Genomic DNA, 17115 nt, shown 5'->3' with positions numbered 1-17115 from the left:
GTTTCACCTGGGTCCCGGCCTTCGCCGGGAAGAGCGGGTAAAACATTGACCGGAGGATGGCTCAAACGAAAAAGCCCCGGAGGTGCGCTCCGGGGCTCTGCCGTTGTTCAGCTGAAGCGTCCGCCTAGAGCGTGCGCTTGACCTCTTCGAGGGTGAAGCACTCGATGGTGTCGCCGACCTTGATGTCCTGGAAGCCGGCGAAGGCCATGCCGCACTCCTGGCCGGACTGGACCTCGTTGACCTCGTCCTTGAAGCGCTTGAGCGTCTGCAGGGTGCCGAGTTCCAGCACCACCACGTCCTGGCGGATGATCCGGACCCGGGCGCCCTTGCGGACCACGCCGTCGGTGACGCGGCAACCGGCCACGCGGCCCACCTTGGTGATGTCGAAGGCCTGGAGGACCTCGGCGTTGCCCAGGAAGGTTTCGCGCTGGATCGGCGCCAGCATGCCCGAGAGCACGCCTTTGATGTCGTCGATCAGGTCGTAGATGATCGCGTAATAGCGGATCTCGACGCCCTCGCGTTCCGCGAGGTCGCGGGCCTGTTTCGAGGCGCGGACGTTGAAGCCGAGGATCGGCGAACCGGCCCCCTTGGCCAGCATCACGTCGCTCTCGCTGATCGCGCCGGCGCCCGACAGGATGATCCGCGCGCGGACCTCGTCGGTGCCGATCTTGTCCAGCGAGCCGACGATGGCTTCGGCGGAGCCCTGCACGTCGGCCTTGATGATCACCGGCAGCTCGGAGACCTTCTTGTCGGTGATCTTGGCCATCATCTCGGCCAGGCTGGCGCCCTGCGTCGGCGCGCCGGCCTTCTCGCGCTTCACGCGGACGCGGTACTCGGTGAGTTCGCGGGCGCGGGCTTCGTTCTCGACCACGGCGAACGGCTCGCCCGGCGCGGGCGTGCCGTCGAGGCCGAGGACTTCCACCGGCACCGACGGCCCGGCTTCGTTGACCTGTTCCTCGCGCTCGTTGAGCAGGGCGCGAACCCGGCCCCAGTGATCGCCGGCGACGACGATTTCGCCGCGCTTCAGGGTGCCGCGCTTGACCAGCAGGGTGGAGACCGCGCCGCGGCCGCGATCCAGCTTCGCCTCGATCACCACGCCGTCGGCGGTGCGGTCGGGGTTGGCCTTCAGGTCGAGCACTTCGGACTGCAGCAGGATGGCTTCGATCAGGTCCTCGAGGCCGGTCTTCTTGGTCGCGGAGACCTCGATGGCCTGGGTGTCGCCGCCGAGGCTCTCGACCACGATCTCATGCTGCAGCAGCTCGTTGATCACCCGGGTCGGATCGGCGCCGGGCTTGTCCATCTTGTTGATCGCCACGATCATCGGGGCGCCGGCGGCCTTGGCGTGATTGATGGCCTCGATCGTCTGCGGCATGACGCCGTCGTCGGCCGCCACCACCAGGATCACGATGTCGGTGACCGTCGCGCCGCGCATCCGCATGGCCGAGAAGGCCGCGTGGCCGGGCGTGTCGAGGAAGGTGACGCGCTGGCCGTCCGGAAGGCGGACCTGATAGGCCCCGATGTGCTGGGTGATGCCGCCGTGCTCGCCCGACACCACGTCGGTGGAGCGCAGGGCGTCGAGCAGGCTGGTCTTGCCGTGGTCGACGTGGCCCATGACGGTGACCACCGGCGGACGCGGCAGCAGATGGTCGTCCACGTCCTCGGCGCCGATGAAGCCGCTTTCGACATCGGCTTCCGACACGCGGCGCACGGTGTGGCCGAATTCGGTGGCCACCAGCTCGGCGGTGTCGTTGTCGATGACGTCGTTGATCTTCAGCATCACGCCCTGACGCATCAGGAACTTGATGATCTCCACGCCGCGGATCGCCATCCGGTTGGCGAGCTCGCTCACCGTGATGACGTCGGGGATGACCACTTCGCGGGCCGCGCGGACCTGCTCCTGGCCGCCGCCCTTGCGCTTCTCGCGTTCACGTTCGCGCGCCCGGCGGACCGAGGCGAGCGAGCGCATCCGATCGACGGCGCCCTCGTCGTCGCCGGCCACCGCCTGGATGGTCAGGCGGCCTTCGCGGCGCTGCGGAGCGCCCTTGGCGCGGGAGATGGCCTTGGAGGGCGCGGCGTCGCGGCGACGATCGTCCTCGTCCGGACGCCGGTCGGCGGCGGCGCCGCCGCCGCCGGGACGCGGCGCCTGGCGGGCGGCGCGCTGGACCTCGGGCGTCGCCGGCGGAGCGGCGGGGCCGATGCGGGGCGCGCCCCGCGGGCCGCCGGGACCGCGTGCGCCGTCGCGCGGCGGAGCCGGACGCGGCGCGAGCGCCGAATAGCGCACGGTGTCGGCGCCGGGGCGCGGGCCACGGTCGTTGTCGCGGGGCGGACGCGAATCCGCGGTCGGACGCGGGCCGCGGTCGTCGCGCGGCGGACGCGCGTCGGGGCGCGGCGCGCGCTGGTTGAAGGTCGCGCTTTCGAAACGCGCGGCCGGCGGCGCGGGCCGATAGGTGGTGGTGCTGGCCCGGTCGTCGCGGCGCTCCGGCGACGGCTGATAGGTGCGGGTCTGGCTGCCGCCCTGCGCCGGCGGGCGCGGAGCGGGCGCGGCGGCCTGGGGCGCGGGAGCGTGGGGCGCGGGAGCGTGGGGCGCCGAAGCCTGGGCGGCGGGCGCCGCAGGCGCTGCGGCCGGAGCCGGGGCGGCGGCGGCAGCGGGTTGGGCGGCGGCCGGCGGGGCTGCAGCGACGGTCGGTTCCGGAGCCGCCGGAGCAGGCGCGGCCGGCGGAGCGGCGGCGGCGGGCGCGGCGGCGGCCGGCGGGGCCGGGGCGCGAGCCGCAGCGGCTTCAGCCGCCGCGGCGGCGGCGGCGGCGCGGGTGCGCTCTTCCTGGGCGCTGCGCTCGGCGGCCTGGCGTTCCTGTTGCTGGCGGGCCAGTTCGATGGCGCGCTGACGCGAGGCGCGCTCCTCGGCGCTGAGGCCGTCCTGCGGCGCGCCCTGCGGACCGCGCGGAGCGGCGGCCGGAGCGGCCGGCCGGGGCTCGAACACTCGCTTCTCGGCCGAGGAGGGAGCCGCAAGGTTGCCGCCGCCACCGCCATGGGTGCGGGCCCGCTTGGTCTCGACCACCACGGTCTTCGAACGGCCATGGCTGAAGCTCTGCTTCACCGTGCCGGCGCTGACCGATCCGGCCCCACGGGGCTTCAGGGTCAGGGGCTGGCGTCCGCCCGGGGCGGAGTTGCGGCCGTTGTTGTTCTCGTCGCTCATGCGCTCGCTTTACTCACCGGCCGGGCGGTCCCGACCAAAGATCGATAGTCAAATGAGTGACGGGCGGAAACCTTACGGCTCCGCTTCGCCTCTCAAGGCTCCTCGCGCCAACTCTCAGGAAGGAGCGGGCAAAAGCCCGACAACCGCTGGACGTCCAGGGCCCAATGATCGGCGGCTCGCCCCGCAAGGAAGGCGGTGTGTATCACATTCTCCAGTCCCAAGGCCAAACCCAATTCAGACGCCGTAAAGACGCCGACGAGGCCGGGCGGGCGGGGCTGCTTGCGGGCTTGCGCCCAGATCTTCCGACGGCCGTCCGCGGCGCCGTCCGACGCCTCGATCAGCCAGGCCGCCTTGCCGGACACGATCGCGGCGGAGACCTTCTCGAAGCCTGAGGTAAGGTCGCCGCCCCGCCGTGCAAGCCCCACGGCCGCCAAAAGCCGGCGTTTGAGCAGCATTTCGACCTGGCCGGCCAGGTCCGGCGGCGCGGAGAGCTTGGCCTTGGCGGCGCGCGAGAACAGGCCCTTCTTCGCCGCGGCGGCCACCGACTCGCGGTCGGCCGCCACCCACAGGCCGCGGCCCGGCAGCTTGCGCGCCAGGTCGGGGACGACCACCCCGTCGGGGCCGGCCACGAAGCGGATCAGCCGCGGCTCCTCCATCACCTCGCCGGAGACGATGTCGCGCCGCTCACGCTCGGCCTGCGCCAAGGTGGCCGGCCGCGAGGTGTCCGCCGGCCGTTCGGGCGCCGGTTCGGACAATGGTTCGGGCGGGTCTGGGGCTTCGGTCGTCACGGAGTCCACCTGCGCTTCATCCGCGGCTGGGACCAACTAGGCGTCCCGCGCCTCGCCTTCCATCTCGGCCTCGGCGAAGGCCTCTGTGTTCTCGATGGCCTCGGGCTCGGCCTCGACCTCCGCTTCAGGCTCCGGCTCCGGTTCCGGCGGCGCCTCGACCCAGCCCATGGCGATCCGGGCGCGCATGATCAGCAGCTCGGCGTCCTGGGGCTCGAGGTTGAAGCTTTCGAGGATGCCCGGCTCGCGCACGCGCTCGCCGTTCTTGCTCTCGAACCAGCCGCGCAGGTCGTCGGGCACCAGGCCGGCGAGGTCCTCGACGGACTTCACGTCGCCTTCGCCGAGGGCCACGGCCATCGGCAGGGTGACGCCTTCGATCTCCAGCAGGCCGTCCTCGACGCCCAGCTCGCGGCGCTTGCCGTCGTACTCGGCGGCTTCCTTGTCCAGGTAGTCGCGGGCGCGGGCCTGGATCTCCTCGCCGGTGTCCTCGTCGAAGCCCTCGATTGCGGCGATCTCGGAGGGGTCGACGTAGGCCACGTCCTCGACGGTGGCGAAGCCTTCGGTGACCAGCAGCTGGGCGATGACCTCGTCGACGTCCAGGGCTTCCTGGAACAGCGCCGTGCGCTCGGTGAACTCGCGCTGGCGGCGCTCGCTCTCCTGGCTCTCGGTCATGATGTCGATCTGCCAGCCGGTCAGCTGGCTGGCGAGGCGGACGTTCTGGCCGCGGCGGCCGATGGCCAGCGACAGCTGCTCGTCGGGCACCACGACTTCGACGCGCTCGTCTTCCTCGTCCATGACGACCTTGGAGACTTCCGCCGGCGCCAGGCCGTTGACGATGAAGGTCGCCTCGTCCGGGCTCCACTGGATGATGTCGATCTTCTCGCCCTGCAGTTCGGCCACCACCGCCTGCACGCGGCTGCCGCGCATGCCGACGCAGGCGCCGACCGGGTCGATGGAGCTGTCGTTGGAGACCACCGCCATCTTGGCGCGGCTGCCCGGGTCGCGGGCCACGGCGCGGATCTCGATGACCCCGTCGTAGACTTCCGGCACTTCCTGCGCGAACAGCTTGGCCATGAAGCCGCCGTGGGCGCGGGACAGCAGGATCTGCGGGCCCTTGGTCTCGCGGCGGACGTCGTAGATGTAGCAGCGGATCCGGTCGCCGAGGTTGAAGTTCTCGCGCGGGATCGACTGGTCGCGGCGCATGATGCCTTCGCCGCGCCCGAGGTCGACGACCACGTTGCCGTATTCGACCCGCTTAACGGTGCCGTTGACGATCTCGCCGACCCGGTCCTTGAACTCCTCGAACTGGCGCTCGCGCTCGGCTTCGCGGACCTTGCCGGTCACCACCTGGCGGGCCATCTGGGTCTGCACCCGGCCGAATTCGAAGGGCGGCAGGATCTCCTCGTAGGTCTTGCCCACGAAGGCGTCCTTGTCGGTGCGCTTGGCGTCGGACAGGCGCAGCACGCCGGCCGGCTCCTCCGCCGGGACCTCTTCGCCGTCCTCGCCCACCGTGGTGCCGAAGGCCGCGTCGTCCTCGACGACGGTCACGAAGCGTTTGACGGTGGTCTCGCCGGTCTTCGGATCGATGTGCACGCGGATGTCGTGCTCAGCGCCATAGCGGGCGCGGGCGCCCTTCTGGATCGCTTCCTCGATCGCCTCGATGACGATCTCCTTGTCGATCGACTTTTCACGGGCGACCGCCTCGGCGATCTGGAGAAGTTCAAGCCGGTTGGCCGAAATGCCGGTCAGGCTCATGGGATGATCCCTCTACTCGGAAGTCTGCTGTTGGTCGGATTGCAGCCGCGCGGCGCGGACATCCGCGCCCCGCTTCATAAGTTGGTCGGTGAGGACGAGCTTGGCCTCGACGATCCAGGCGAACGGCACCAGGGCGGTGTGCTCCTCGCCCTCCAGGTCGATGGCGATCGACTGGTCGTCGATCCCGGCCAGCACGCCCTTGAAGCGCTTGCGCCCCTCGGCCATGCGGTCGAGCTCGATGCGCGCCTCGTAGCCCTCGTAGGTCTCGAAGTCCTTCAGCCGGGTGAGCGGCCGGTCGACGCCGGGCGAGGACACTTCGAGGGTGTATTCGCCGGCGATCGGGTCGGCGGCGTCCATGATCTCGGAGATGGCGCGCGACAGGCGGGCGCAGTCCTCGACGTTCATGTCGCCGTCGGAGGGCCGCTCGGCCATGATCTGCAGCCGCCGCGCGTGCTCGCCGCCCATCAGGCGCAGGCGCACGATCTCATAGCCGGCGGCCTCGGCCACGGGGTCGAGCAGCTCAAGCAGGTTCAGGTCCTCGGCGGTCTTCCCGCGCATAGCTCAGGCCGTCCTCCGGCAAATAAAAAAGCGGCCGGGCCGAAGCCCGCCGCTCGTAGGCGCCATACAGCGCTAACGGACGATGTTGCGAGCGAATATAGCCTCTCGAAGTCCGGTTGTCAGCCCCGTCCCGACTCGCGGCCTTTGCGGGCGGGGCCGGCGGCGACGCCAGCGAAGCCGGGCTTCCGTATTCGCGACGAATAGTCCACAGAGCGCGCCTCCGCTTTGTGTGTCTCTCTGAAGGCTCTCCTCCCCATGGACCTCTCCAAGATCGCCATCGGCGTGAACCCGCCCTACGACGTCAACGCCATCATCGAGATCCCGCAGGGCGGCGAACCGGTGAAGTACGAGCTCGACAAGGACTCGGGCGCGCTGATGGTCGACCGCTTCCTGCACACCGCCATGTTCTATCCGGGCAACTACGGCTTCATCCCGCACACCCTGGCCGACGACGGCGACCCGATGGACATCATGGTGGTGGGGCCGACGCCGGTGGTGCCCGGCGCGATCATCCGCTGCCGCCCGGTGGGCGCGCTGATCATGCGCGACGAGGCCGGCGGCGACGAGAAGATCCTGGCGGTGCCGGTCGACAAGCTCCACCCCTTCTACATGGGCGTGGATTCCTGGCGCTCGCTGCCGACCATCCTGACCGAGCAGATCGCCCACTTCTTCCAGCACTACAAGGACCTGGAAAAGGGCAAGTCGGTGGAGATCGTCGGCTGGGCCGATCCCGAGGAAGCCGGCGAACTGATCCGCGCCTCCATCGAGCGCGCAAAGGCCGGCGTCTAGGTGGGGCGCTAGGTCCGGACGAAGTCGAGGAACACCGGGGCGCAGTCGCCCAGGCGCTTCTCCTCATAGCGGGTGGTGAGGTGGTCGGCCGGCGGGGTGCGCCAGTCGTCCGCCCGCTCCGCCGTCCAGCGGAAGGCCGGATTGGCGCTCACCCGCTCCAGCGTCCAGTCCACATAGTCCGCCCAGTCGCTGGCGAACCTCAGCCGGCCTGCGGGCTTCAGCACCCGCGCCAGCTCGGCGGCGGTGTCGGCCTGCAAGAGGCGGCGCTTGTGGTGCCGCGCCTTCGGCCAGGGGTCGGGAAACAGCACGAACACCCGGTCCAGGCTGGCATCCGGCAGCCGCGCCAACAGGTCGCGGGCGTCGCCGTCGTGCACCCGCACATTGGTCAGGCCTTGCTCGTCGAGGTGGCGCAGCGCGCTGGCGACGCCGTTCTGGAACGGCTCGGCGCCGATCAGCAGCACGTCCGGCCGCCGCGCCGCCTGCCCCGCCAGGTGCTCGCCGCCGCCGAAGCCGATCTCCAGCCAGACCTCGGCCGCGCCGGGCGCCAGCGCCGCCGGATCGATCGGGCCCTCCGGCACGCGGAGCTGCGGCAGCAGGGTCTCCATCAGCGCCGCCTGCCGCGGCTTGATGGTGCGCGACTTGATGCGGCCGTAGGAGCGCAGCAGCGGATGGTCGTCGGACATGGACCTGCCCACCGTCGCGGCGGCTAGGCCAGCGCCTTCAGCTCCGCCGCCAGGTCGGTGCGCTCCCAGGAGAAGCCGCCCTCGTTGTCCGGCTGGCGGCCGAAGTGGCCATAGGAGGCGGTGCGGGCGTAGATCGGCCGGTTGAGGCCCAGGTGCTCGCGGATCGCCCGCGGCGTCGCCCCGCCGATCATCTCCGGCAGCGCCAGCTCCAGCTTGGCGGGATCGATCTCGCCGGTGCCGTGCAGGTCGACGTAGAAGCTCAGCGGCTCGGCGACGCCGATCGCATAGCTGATCTGGATGGTGCACTTGCGCGCCAGGCCGGCGGCGACCACGTTCTTGGCCAGGTAGCGGCAGGCGTAGGCGGCGGAGCGGTCGACCTTGGTCGGATCCTTGCCGGAGAAGGCGCCGCCGCCGTGCGGCGCCGCGCCGCCGTAGGTGTCGACGATGATCTTGCGGCCGGTGAGGCCGGCGTCGCCGTCCGGGCCGCCGATCTCGAAGCGGCCGGTGGGGTTCACGTGCCACTTGGTCTTCCTGGTGATCAGGCCGTCGGGGAAGACGCCTTCCACGTAGGGGCGGATCAGCGCCTCGATCCGCTTCGGCGTCGCCGAGTGCAGGCCGATCCGCTTCTTGTGCTGGGTGGAGACCACGATCTGCAGCACTTCCACCGGACGGCCGTCCTCGTAGCGCAGGGTGACCTGGCTCTTGGCGTCGGGCTCCAGCGGCGCGCACTCGCCGGAGTGGCGGACCTCGGCCAGCCGGCGCAGGATCTCGTGGGCGTATTGCAGAGTGGCCGGCATCAGCGCCGGGGTCTCGTCCACCGCGTAGCCGAACATGATGCCCTGGTCGCCCGCGCCCTCGTCCTTCTTGTCGGAGGCGTCGACGCCGCGGGCGATGTGCTCCGACTGCGGGTGCAGGTGGCAGGCGAACCGGGCCTTGGCCCAGTGGAAGCCCTTCTGCTCGTAGCCGATGTCCTTCACCGCCTGGCGCACCTTCGGCTCCAGCTCGCGGACGATGTCCTTGGTCAGCGCCTTGTTCTCGGCCTTGGAGCCGCCGGGGCGGCCGGCGCGGACTTCGCCCGCCAGCACGATCCGGTTGGTGGTCACCAGGGTCTCGCAGGCGACGCGCGCCTCCGGCTCGACGCTCAGGAAGGCGTCCACCACGGTGTCGGAGATCCGGTCGGCGACCTTGTCGGGGTGGCCCTCGGACACGCTTTCACTGGTGAAGATGTAGCTGGAACGGCTCACGCGCTGGCTCCGGGACAGAGGCGTCGCCCAGGGGCGAGCGCCGATACGAGGTCGGCAAGCCTATAAAGAAATCTTTATGTCCCGCCAAGCGCGCGTACGCGATGCGCGGCCGCCGCGAGCGCGGACGCCAGCAGCATGACCAGGAACGCCAGGTCGCCGTGCCGGGAATAGGGCGTCGCCGGCAGCGCCGGCGGCAGGCGCCGGTCGATGACGCCCAGCGCCCCCAGGCCCAGGCGCGCGCCGGGCTCGACGCGGCCGTAGGCGTCGATCACCGCCGAGACGCCGGTGGGCGTGGCGCGGATGATCGGCAGCCCCTCCTCGATCGCCCGGTAGCTGGCGATGTTCAGGTGCTGCAGCGGGCCGCTGGTCACCCCGAACCAGGCGTCGTTGGAGACATTGAGGATCCAGGCGGGGCGGACGCCCTGGTTGGCGGCGCCCTCGCGGGTCAGCCCCGGGAACAGCGCCTCGTAGCAGATCAGCGGCTGCAGCGGCGGCAGGCCGGCCGGGCTCAGCGGCCGGGACGGCGGCCCGGCGGTGAAGTCGTCGGGCATGTGCACCAGGCTGCGGAAGCCGACCTCGGTGGCGAGGCTGGCCAGCGGCATGAACTCGCCGAACGGCACCAGCCGGTGCTTGTCGTAGACGCCCGTGACCCGCAGGCTCCCGGCCTCGCGGCGCAGCGCCAGCAGGCTGTTGAAATAGCGCGGCTGGCCGTTGGGACCGAGCTCGGCGCGGTTGGCGCCCATCAGCAGGGTCTGGCCCGGCGACAGCGCCGCCACCAGCCGCGGGCCGTAGGGCGAGCCGGGCGCCAGCAGGTCGTCGACCACCGCCGGCAGCGCGCCCTCCGGCCAGACCACGATGTCCGGCGTCGGCCCCGGCCGCCGGGTCAGGCCGACATAGGTCTCGAAGATCAGGTCGAGGTTCTCCGGCCGCCACTTCTCCTTCTGGTCGATGTTGGCCTGCACCAAGCGGACCAGCGGCGCGGAGGCCGGCGTCTGCGCCGCCTGCGCCAGCCGGGCGACGCCGAAGCCATAGAGGCCGGCGAACGCCGCCAGCATGATCGCGGCCGCCACGGCGCGGGCGCGCCGGCTCACCGGGCCGAACAACACCGCCGGCGCGGCGGCCAGCGCCACGGTGATCCAGCTCAGGCCATAGGCGCCGACCACGCTGGCCGCCTGCGAGGGCGCCGAGCCGGCCGGCCATGCCTCGCCCGGCAGGTCCCAGGGAAAGCCGGTGAGCACGTGGCCGCGCAGCCACTCGACGCCGGCGAGGCAGCCGGCGAACACCAGCACCCGGGCCAGCCCGCGCGGCTTCAGCGCCTTGTAGGCCAGGGCCGCGAAGCCCCAGAACAGCGCCAGGCCCGCCGCCATCAGCAGCAGCGCGAACGGGGCCATCCAGCCCTGGGTCTTGGCGTCGACCATGAACGGCTCGACCACCCACCAGACGCTGATGGAAAAGTAGCCCACGCCCGCCAGCCAGCCGCGCAGGAAGGCCGAACGCAGCGGCTGCGGGCTGTCGCGGTCGATCAGGGCCAGGATCAGGGCGTAGCCGAGCAGGCCCGGCAGGATCCCGAAGGGCGGATGGGCGAGGCCGGCGGCCAGGCCCGCGCACAGCGCCCAGGCCCGCGCCGTCCAGGGCGACGATCGCAGCACCCGGCTCAGGCCTGCGGAACGGCGGGCGGGGTGGCGGCGCGGCGCACCCGCACGCGCTTCACGCGGCGCGGATCGGCGGAGAGCACTTCGATCAGGAAGCCGCCGGGGTGCTCGATCTTCTCGCCCCGCTGCGGCACCCGGCCAGCCAGCGCGTTCACCAGCCCGGCCACGGTGTCGATCTCCTCGTCGAGGTCGGGGGGCGCGAGGTCGACGCCGTCGCCGATCACCGACTCCAGCTCCTCCAGCGGCGCGCGGCCGTCGACGATCCAGCCCAGCTCGTCCTCGGCGATCGGCGAGAAGGCCTGATCGCCCTCCTCGTCGTGCTCGTCGGCGATCTCGCCCACCAGCTTCTCCAGCAGGTCCTCGAGCGTCACCAGGCCGTCGGTGCCGCCGAACTCGTCGATCACCAGGGCCATGTGGCTGCGCCGGCTGCGCATCAGCGCCAGCAGGGTCGCGGCCGGCATCGACGGCGGCACGTAGAGCAGCTTGCGCACCAGGTGGCGGCCGCCCTGCAGGATCTGGTCCTCGGGCTTCGGCTTGCGGGTCTTGCGGGCCAGGAGCTTGAAGACGTCCTTGACGTGGACCACGCCCACCGGCTCGTCGAGGGTCTCCTTGTAGACCGGCATCCGCGAGTGCTCGGACTCCACGAACCGGGCGACCACCTCGGCGAAGGTGGAGGTCTTCTCCACCGCCACGATGTCGGCCCGCGGCTTCATCACGTCCTCGACGCGCAGGTCCTGGAAGGCGCGGGCCTGGCTCACCAGCTCGCCGGTGGCCGCGGTTTCCGGCTCCGGCGCATTGGGATCGGGCTCGGCGTGCGATCTGCGGAAGCGGTTGATCAGCCCCATCACCCCGCGGCCCTTGGGGGCGGGGTCGGAGCTACTCGAAGGGTCGGGGTCGGTCATGGTCTCCCTCACCGGCCGCATAGGGATCGGGGACGCCCAATCCGGCCAGGACGATGCGTTCGAGGCCTTCCATCGCTTCGGCCTCCCCATCGGTCATGTGATCGTATCCTAGAAGGTGGAGCACCCCATGCGCCACCAGATGCTGCAGATGATGTTCCAGCGACTTGCCTTGCTCGCGAGCCTCGCGCGCACAGACCCCATAGGCCAGGGCCACGTCGCCCAGATGACGCTCGGGATTATGCGGCGCCGGAAACGACAGCACGTTGGTCGGCGAATCCTTCTGGCGGAAGCGGGCGTTGAGCTCGCGCACGCTCTCGTCGTCGGTGAGCAGCAGGGTCACGCCCTCGCCGTCGGCGCCCTCGCAGGCCAGGGTCGCCTCGGCGGCGGCGCGCACGAGGCCCTCGGCGTCGGCCAACGCCTCGCTCCACGCCGCATCCTCGATCTCGATATCGATCAAACCGTCCGCCCGCGCTTGGCCGCGTCGGCGTCGTAGGCGCGCACGATCCGCTCGACGAGCGGGTGGCGGACCACGTCCTCGGCGGTGAACCGGGTGACGCCGATGCCCTTGACCCCTTCCAGCAGGCCCACGGCGTGGGCGAGGCCGGAATCGTTGGGATTGGTCAGGTCGATCTGGGTGGGGTCGCCGGTCACCGCCATCCGCGCGCCCTCGCCCAGCCGGGTCAGCACCATCTTCATCTGGGCGCGCGAGGCGTTCTGCGCCTCGTCGACGATGACGAAGGCGTGGGACAGCGTGCGGCCGCGCAGGAAGGCGATCGGGGCGACCTCGATCTCGCCCTTCTCGCGGCGGCGGCGCAGCTGCTCGGCGCCGAGGATGTCGGTCAGCGCCTCCCACACCGGCGCCATGTAGGGATCGACCTTCTCGGTGAGGTCGCCGGGCAGGAAGCCCAGCCGCTCGCCGGCCTCGACCGCCGGGCGCGAGACGATCAGCCGGTCGACCTCGCCGCGCAGCAGCAGGCCCGCGCCGTGCGCCACCGCCAGGAAGGTCTTGCCGGTGCCGGCCGGGCCGAGGCCGAACACCAGCTCGCAGCGGCCGAGCGCCTGCAGGTACTCCGCCTGGGTGGCGGTCTTCGGCGCCACCTGGCCGCGGCGGCCGATCGGCAGCTGGCCGGGTCCGGTCTGGCCGCTGCGGGCGTTGCCGATCGCCACGCGCACGTCGGCCTCGCCGATCTCCAGGCCCTGGTCGGCGCGCTCGGCGATGGCCTGCACGGCCTTCTTGGCCTGGGCGCGGGACTTGGTGTCGCCGTTCAGGGACACCCCGCCGCCGGGGGTCTCCACCAGCACGCCGAAGGCGTCCTCGATCAGCGCGGCATGGCGGCTGTTGGCGCCCGCCACCGCGCGCACGGCGGCGTCGGACAGGGTGATGAATTCCGGTGCGCGGCTCAAACTGGCTCCAGCTCCGCAGTCTCCGCGAGCACGCCCGCCAGGCTCATCCGGGCGGCGTCCTCGATCCGCACCGGAACGATCTGGCCGATCAGACGATCCGGCGCGCTGACGTGCACCGACTGCAGATAGGGGCTGCGGCCGATCAGCTGGCCGGGATGGCGGCCGCGCCGTTCGAACAGCACCGGCAGGGTGCGGCCGACCTGGCTGGCGTTGAACGCCCGCTGCTGGTCTTCCAGGAGGGCGTTGAGGCGCGCGAGCCGCTCGTCCTTGACCGCTTCGGCCACCTGCCCGGGCATGGCCGCCGCCGGCGTGCCCGGCCGGCGCGAATACTTGAACGTGAAGGCCGCGGCGTAGCCGACCTCGCGCACCAGCTGCAGGGTGGCCTCGAAATCGGCGTCGCGCTCGCCGGGGAAGCCGACGATGAAGTCGCCCGACATGGCGATATCCGGCCGGGCGGCGCGGATCTTCTCCACCAGCCGCAGGTAGCTGTCGGCGGTGTGCGCCCGGTTCATGGCCTTCAGCACCTTGTCCGAGCCCGACTGCACCGGCAGGTGCAGGTACGGCATCAGCGCCTCGACCTCGGCGTGGGCGGCGATCAGGCTGTCGTCCATGTCGCGCGGATGGCTGGTGGTGTAGCGGATGCGGTCGAGGCCGGGGATCTCCGCCAGCCGCCGCACCAGCGCCGCCAGCCCGCCCTCACCCGCGTAGGCGTTGACGTTCTGGCCCAGCAGGGTGACCTCGCGGACCCCTTGAGCGGCCAGGCCGCGGGCCTCGGCCTCGATGGTCTGCGGGCTGCGCGACCACTCGCCGCCGCGGGTGTAGGGCACCACGCAGAAGGTGCAGAACTTGTCGCAGCCCTCCTGCACGGTGAGGAAGGCGGTGACGCCGGTGGGCCGGCGCTCGACCGGCAGGGCGTCGAACTTCTCCTCGGCCGCGAAGTCGGCGGCCAACCGCTCGCCGCGGGCGCGGTGGGTGCGGGCGATCAGCTCGGGCAGCTGGTGATAGGCCTGCGGCCCGACCACCAGGTCCACCGCCGGCTGGCGGCGCATGATCTCCTCGCCCTCCGCCTGGGCGACGCAGCCGGCGACGACGATGTTCATCACCGCGCCGTCCTCGGCCGCGCGGGCGTCCTTCATCTCGCGCAGCTTGCCGAGCTCGGAATAGACCTTCTCGGTGGCTTTCTCGCGGATGTGGCAGGTGTTCAGCACCACCAGGTCCGCGCCTTCCGGGCTGTCGGTCGCCACATAGCCCAGCGGCGACAGCACGTCGGCCATCCGCTCGCTGTCGTAGACATTCATCTGACAGCCGTAGGTCTTGATGTAGAGGCGCTTGGTGGGCGCGGTCCCGGACATCAGGCGGTTATGGTGTCCACGAGAGGCGGGCGCAAGTTTCGCCACATCCTGCCGGCCGGGCTATTCCTCGATCGGCATGCCGTAGAGCTCGAGGCGGTGGTCCACCAGCCGGTAGCCGAGCTTGCGGGCGATGGCCTCCTGCAGGGCCTCGATCTCCTTGTCGACGAACTCCACCACCTGGCCGGTCTTCATGTCGATCAGGTGGTCGTGGTGCTCCTCCGGCTGCTCCTCGTAGCGCGAGCGGCCGTCGCGGAACTCGTGGCGGGTGATGATCCCGGCCTCCTCGAACAGCCGCACGGTCCGGTAGACGGTGGCGATGGAGATGTGCGGGTCCACGGCGTGGGCGCGGCGATGCAGCTCTTCCACGTCGGGATGGTCGTGGGCGTCCGAGAGCACGTGGGCGATCACCCGGCGCTGCTCGGTCATGCGCATGCCCTTATCGATGCAGAGCTTTTCGATTCGGTCCGACACGGCGCACTCCAGTCTCCTCGACGCAAGGATAGGTCTAAGGGGCCGCAGGCCCAAGGTCGAGACGCATCACCAGGGCGTCGGCGAGGCCGGCCTCGCCGCGATCATAGTACTCGCGCCGCAGGCCGGCGCGGCGGAAGCCGAGCGCCTCGTACAGCGCCGCCGCGACCTCGTTGTCCACCGCCACCTCGAGGAAGGCCGCCGTCGCGCCGGCCTGCCGCGCGGCGCCGAGGGCGGCGACCATCAGCGCGCGGGCGACGCCGCGGCGGCGGGCCGCGGTCGGGACGCCCACCGTCAGCACCTCCATCTCGTCGGCGGCGACCCGGCAGAGGATGACGCCGAGCGGCTGGGCGGGCTCCCCGTCGGTGGCCAGGAAGCCGAAGATGCCCTGGCCCTCCAGCAGGTCCTCGAACTCGTCCTCCCGCCAGGGCGCGTCGAAGGCGCCGGCGTGGGCGGCGGCCATGGCCGGGGCCTCGGCGGCGGTCGCCCAGACGAGCTTCACCGATCCCCCGCTCACGCCGGCAGCCGGGCGTCGGGGGCGCGGAGGTAGAGCGGGCGGGGCGGGGCGGCGTCGCGGCCGGCGGCGAGCCGGGCGACGATCCGCGCATCGGCGCCCTCCGAGGCGACCAACCGCGCGCCGGGGGCGACGCCGGCCAGCAGCGGTCCGCCGGAGCCGACGAAGGTGGGCGAGCGGCCCATGGCCAGCTCCGCGACCCGCGCGCAGGCGGTCTCCACCGGCAGCACGTCGGGGGCCATCAGCGCACGCCCGGCCTCGAAGGCCTGCAGGTAGACCTGGTCGCGCCGGGCGTCGACGGCGGCGAACACCAGCCCCTCGGCCTCCGCGCCCAGCGCCTCCAGCGTGCCGACCCCGATCACCGGGACGCCCAGCGCCGCGCCCAGCCCCTTGCCGAACGCCAGGCCGACGCGCAGGCCGGTGAAGGAGCCGGGGCCGACCGTCACGCCGATCCGTTCCAGCCGGTCGAAGCCGAGGCCGGCCGCCTGCATGGCGCGCTGGGCCATCGGGGCCAGCCGCTCCTGGTGGCCGCGGGCCATCACCTCGGACTCATGGGCCAGCGCGCGCCCGTCCTGCAGGACGGCGACGGAGCAGGCGTTGAGGCAGGTGTCGAGCCCGAGCACGATCATCGGGCGGCGCTACACGATCCGGACGGAAGCAGGAAGGCCTTAGCCCAGGGTCTGTTCGACCCGGGTCACTTCGGGGACGTAGTGCTTGAGCATGTTCTCGACCCCGGCCTTCAGGGTCGCGGTGGACGAGGGGCAGCCGGAGCAGGCGCCGCGCATGTTGAGCCAGACCACGCCGGTCTTCTCGTCGAACTTGGAGAACAGGATGTCGCCGCCGTCCTGCGCCACCGCCGGGCGGATGCGGGTGTCCAGGAGGTCCTTGATCTCGGCGACGATCTGGGCGGTCTCGCCCTCGTAGACGCCTTCGTCATGCCCGCCGGACTGGTCGCCTTCCTCCGCGAACAGCGGCCGGCCGGAGGTGAAGTGGTCCATGATCGAGGCCAGGATCGGCGCCTTCAGGTGCGACCAGTCGTGGTCCTCGTCCTTGCCGACGGTGACGAAGTCGGGGCCGAAGAACACCCGCGTCACGCCATCGATGTCGAACAGGTCGGCGGCCAGCGCCGAGGCCTGCGCCTCGTCCGCCCCGCGGAAGTCGCGCGTGCCCTCGCCCATGACCTCGCGGCCGGGCAGGAACTTCAGGACCTCGGGGTTGGGCGTGACTTCGGTCTGGATGAACATGGCCCAGATGTGGCCCCGCCGCGCCACGGACGCAAGTCACGCGCCCCCGCTCAGGCGAGGTCGGCGATCTCGTCATCGCTGAGGTCGCCGGGCACCAGGGTCACCGGCAGCTTGCGGGCGCCCCACTTGACGCCCTCCTTGGCGAGCGAGGCGATCAGCGGCCCCGGCCCCCGCCCCTCGACGGCGGCGGCGAGCACCAGGATCTTGATGTCCGGGTCCTCGCTGATCGCCGCGCGCAGGCCGGCGCGCATGTTGTCGGCGTGCTTGATCAGGAATTCCGGCGGGAAGCCGGTCTCGGCCTGGACGTACTCCGCCGAGGCCTGCAGCACGGCCTCCGCCTCGTCGCGCGCCTGGCGCTCGATCTCCTCGCGCACGCCGCTCCAGTGCTCGAACACCGCCGGCTCGATGACCCGCAGGATCGCCACATGGCCGCCGGTGGAGCGGGCGCGACGGCAGGCGAAGCGCAGCGCGGTCCGGAACTCCGGGCTGTCGTCGGCGACCACGAGGAACTTGCGCGGGCTCATGCGGCGCGACGGTGCCGCGCCGCCGGGGCCGAGGCAAGGCTTGGCGCG

The 17115-nt window shown here is 71.7% G+C and carries 17 protein-coding genes; 1 reads left to right on the top strand and 16 read right to left on the bottom strand.

Annotation, left to right across the window (positions count from 1 at the left end; all coding sequences use genetic code 11):
* Positions 1 to 124 precede the first annotated feature (124 nt).
* The 4 genes from infB to rimP all read right to left on the bottom strand — a co-directional run bounded on the left by infB (position 125) and on the right by rimP (position 6291).
* A complete protein-coding gene (infB, locus tag DJ021_RS06740; protein ID WP_111456811.1) occupies positions 125 to 3193 on the bottom strand; it encodes a translation initiation factor IF-2 in 3069 nt (1022 codons plus the stop codon).
* Positions 3194 to 3285: 92 nt separating this feature from the next.
* Positions 3286 to 3948: an RNA-binding protein gene (locus DJ021_RS06735; protein WP_111456810.1), complete on the bottom strand. Its 663-nt coding sequence runs from the start codon at positions 3946 to 3948 to the stop codon at positions 3286 to 3288.
* A gap of 69 nt (positions 3949 to 4017) precedes the next feature.
* On the bottom strand, positions 4018 to 5733 hold the full coding sequence (gene nusA / locus DJ021_RS06730; RefSeq protein WP_111456809.1) for a transcription termination factor NusA: 1716 nt from the start codon (positions 5731 to 5733) through the stop codon (positions 4018 to 4020).
* Positions 5734 to 5745: 12 nt separating this feature from the next.
* Positions 5746 to 6291, bottom strand: coding sequence for a ribosome maturation factor RimP (gene rimP, locus DJ021_RS06725; protein WP_111456808.1), 546 nt, complete (start codon positions 6289 to 6291; stop codon positions 5746 to 5748).
* Positions 6292 to 6546: 255 nt separating this feature from the next.
* On the opposite strand from rimP, the gene ppa reads away from it, so the two are divergent.
* Complete coding sequence (gene ppa, locus DJ021_RS06720; RefSeq protein ID WP_111456807.1) at positions 6547 to 7080, top strand: inorganic diphosphatase; 534 nt, start codon at positions 6547 to 6549, stop codon at positions 7078 to 7080.
* Positions 7081 to 7088: 8 nt separating this feature from the next.
* Here the strand turns inward: ppa and trmB are convergent, their stop codons facing one another.
* The 12 genes from trmB to DJ021_RS06660 form a co-directional block, all read right to left on the bottom strand.
* A complete protein-coding gene (trmB, locus tag DJ021_RS06715; protein ID WP_111456806.1) occupies positions 7089 to 7763 on the bottom strand; it encodes a tRNA (guanosine(46)-N7)-methyltransferase TrmB in 675 nt (224 codons plus the stop codon).
* A 23-nt stretch (positions 7764 to 7786) separates the two neighbouring features.
* Entirely contained in the window at positions 7787 to 9007 is a 1221-nt protein-coding gene (gene metK, locus DJ021_RS06710) for a methionine adenosyltransferase (protein ID WP_111456805.1), read from the bottom strand.
* Between the two features lie 74 nt (positions 9008 to 9081).
* On the bottom strand, positions 9082 to 10656 hold the full coding sequence (gene lnt / locus DJ021_RS06705; protein WP_243625917.1) for an apolipoprotein N-acyltransferase: 1575 nt from the start codon (positions 10654 to 10656) through the stop codon (positions 9082 to 9084).
* Between the two features lie 5 nt (positions 10657 to 10661).
* Positions 10662 to 11561, bottom strand: coding sequence for a hemolysin family protein (locus tag DJ021_RS06700; RefSeq protein ID WP_111456803.1), 900 nt, complete (start codon positions 11559 to 11561; stop codon positions 10662 to 10664).
* A complete protein-coding gene (ybeY, locus tag DJ021_RS06695; RefSeq protein WP_111456802.1) occupies positions 11536 to 12018 on the bottom strand; it encodes an rRNA maturation RNase YbeY in 483 nt (160 codons plus the stop codon). Before ybeY ends, DJ021_RS06700 begins: the two co-directional genes overlap by 26 nt.
* Entirely contained in the window at positions 12015 to 12965 is a 951-nt protein-coding gene (locus DJ021_RS06690; RefSeq protein ID WP_111456801.1) for a PhoH family protein, read from the bottom strand. The genes ybeY and DJ021_RS06690 overlap by 4 nt, the downstream gene beginning before the upstream one ends.
* Positions 12962 to 14317, bottom strand: a complete 1356-nt coding sequence (gene miaB / locus DJ021_RS06685) for a tRNA (N6-isopentenyl adenosine(37)-C2)-methylthiotransferase MiaB (protein ID WP_111456800.1) — start codon at positions 14315 to 14317, stop codon at positions 12962 to 12964. Before miaB ends, DJ021_RS06690 begins: the two co-directional genes overlap by 4 nt.
* A 60-nt stretch (positions 14318 to 14377) precedes the next feature.
* Complete coding sequence (locus tag DJ021_RS06680) at positions 14378 to 14749, bottom strand: Fur family transcriptional regulator (protein WP_111459009.1); 372 nt, start codon at positions 14747 to 14749, stop codon at positions 14378 to 14380.
* Positions 14750 to 14822: 73 nt separating this feature from the next.
* On the bottom strand, positions 14823 to 15302 hold the full coding sequence (locus DJ021_RS06675; protein WP_341538132.1) for a GNAT family N-acetyltransferase: 480 nt from the start codon (positions 15300 to 15302) through the stop codon (positions 14823 to 14825).
* The gene (gene tsaB, locus DJ021_RS06670; RefSeq protein ID WP_207801886.1) at positions 15299 to 15925 is read right to left on the bottom strand and encodes a tRNA (adenosine(37)-N6)-threonylcarbamoyltransferase complex dimerization subunit type 1 TsaB; all 627 of its coding nucleotides are present in this window, start codon (positions 15923 to 15925) and stop codon (positions 15299 to 15301) included. Before tsaB ends, DJ021_RS06675 begins: the two co-directional genes overlap by 4 nt.
* A gap of 42 nt (positions 15926 to 15967) precedes the next feature.
* Positions 15968 to 16543 carry a NifU family protein gene (locus DJ021_RS06665; RefSeq protein ID WP_111459007.1) on the bottom strand — a complete coding sequence of 192 codons (576 nt, stop codon included), beginning with the start codon at positions 16541 to 16543 and terminating at the stop codon, positions 15968 to 15970.
* A 50-nt stretch (positions 16544 to 16593) separates the two neighbouring features.
* The gene (locus DJ021_RS06660) at positions 16594 to 17067 is read right to left on the bottom strand and encodes a universal stress protein (protein ID WP_111456798.1); all 474 of its coding nucleotides are present in this window, start codon (positions 17065 to 17067) and stop codon (positions 16594 to 16596) included.
* Positions 17068 to 17115 lie beyond the last annotated feature (48 nt).

The organism is Phenylobacterium hankyongense (genome assembly GCF_003254505.1).
Classification (GTDB): Bacteria; Pseudomonadota; Alphaproteobacteria; order Caulobacterales; family Caulobacteraceae; genus Phenylobacterium; species Phenylobacterium hankyongense.
The sequence above is the reverse complement of the archived record's forward strand: the minus strand, read 5'-3'. Positions and strand labels throughout refer to the sequence as shown.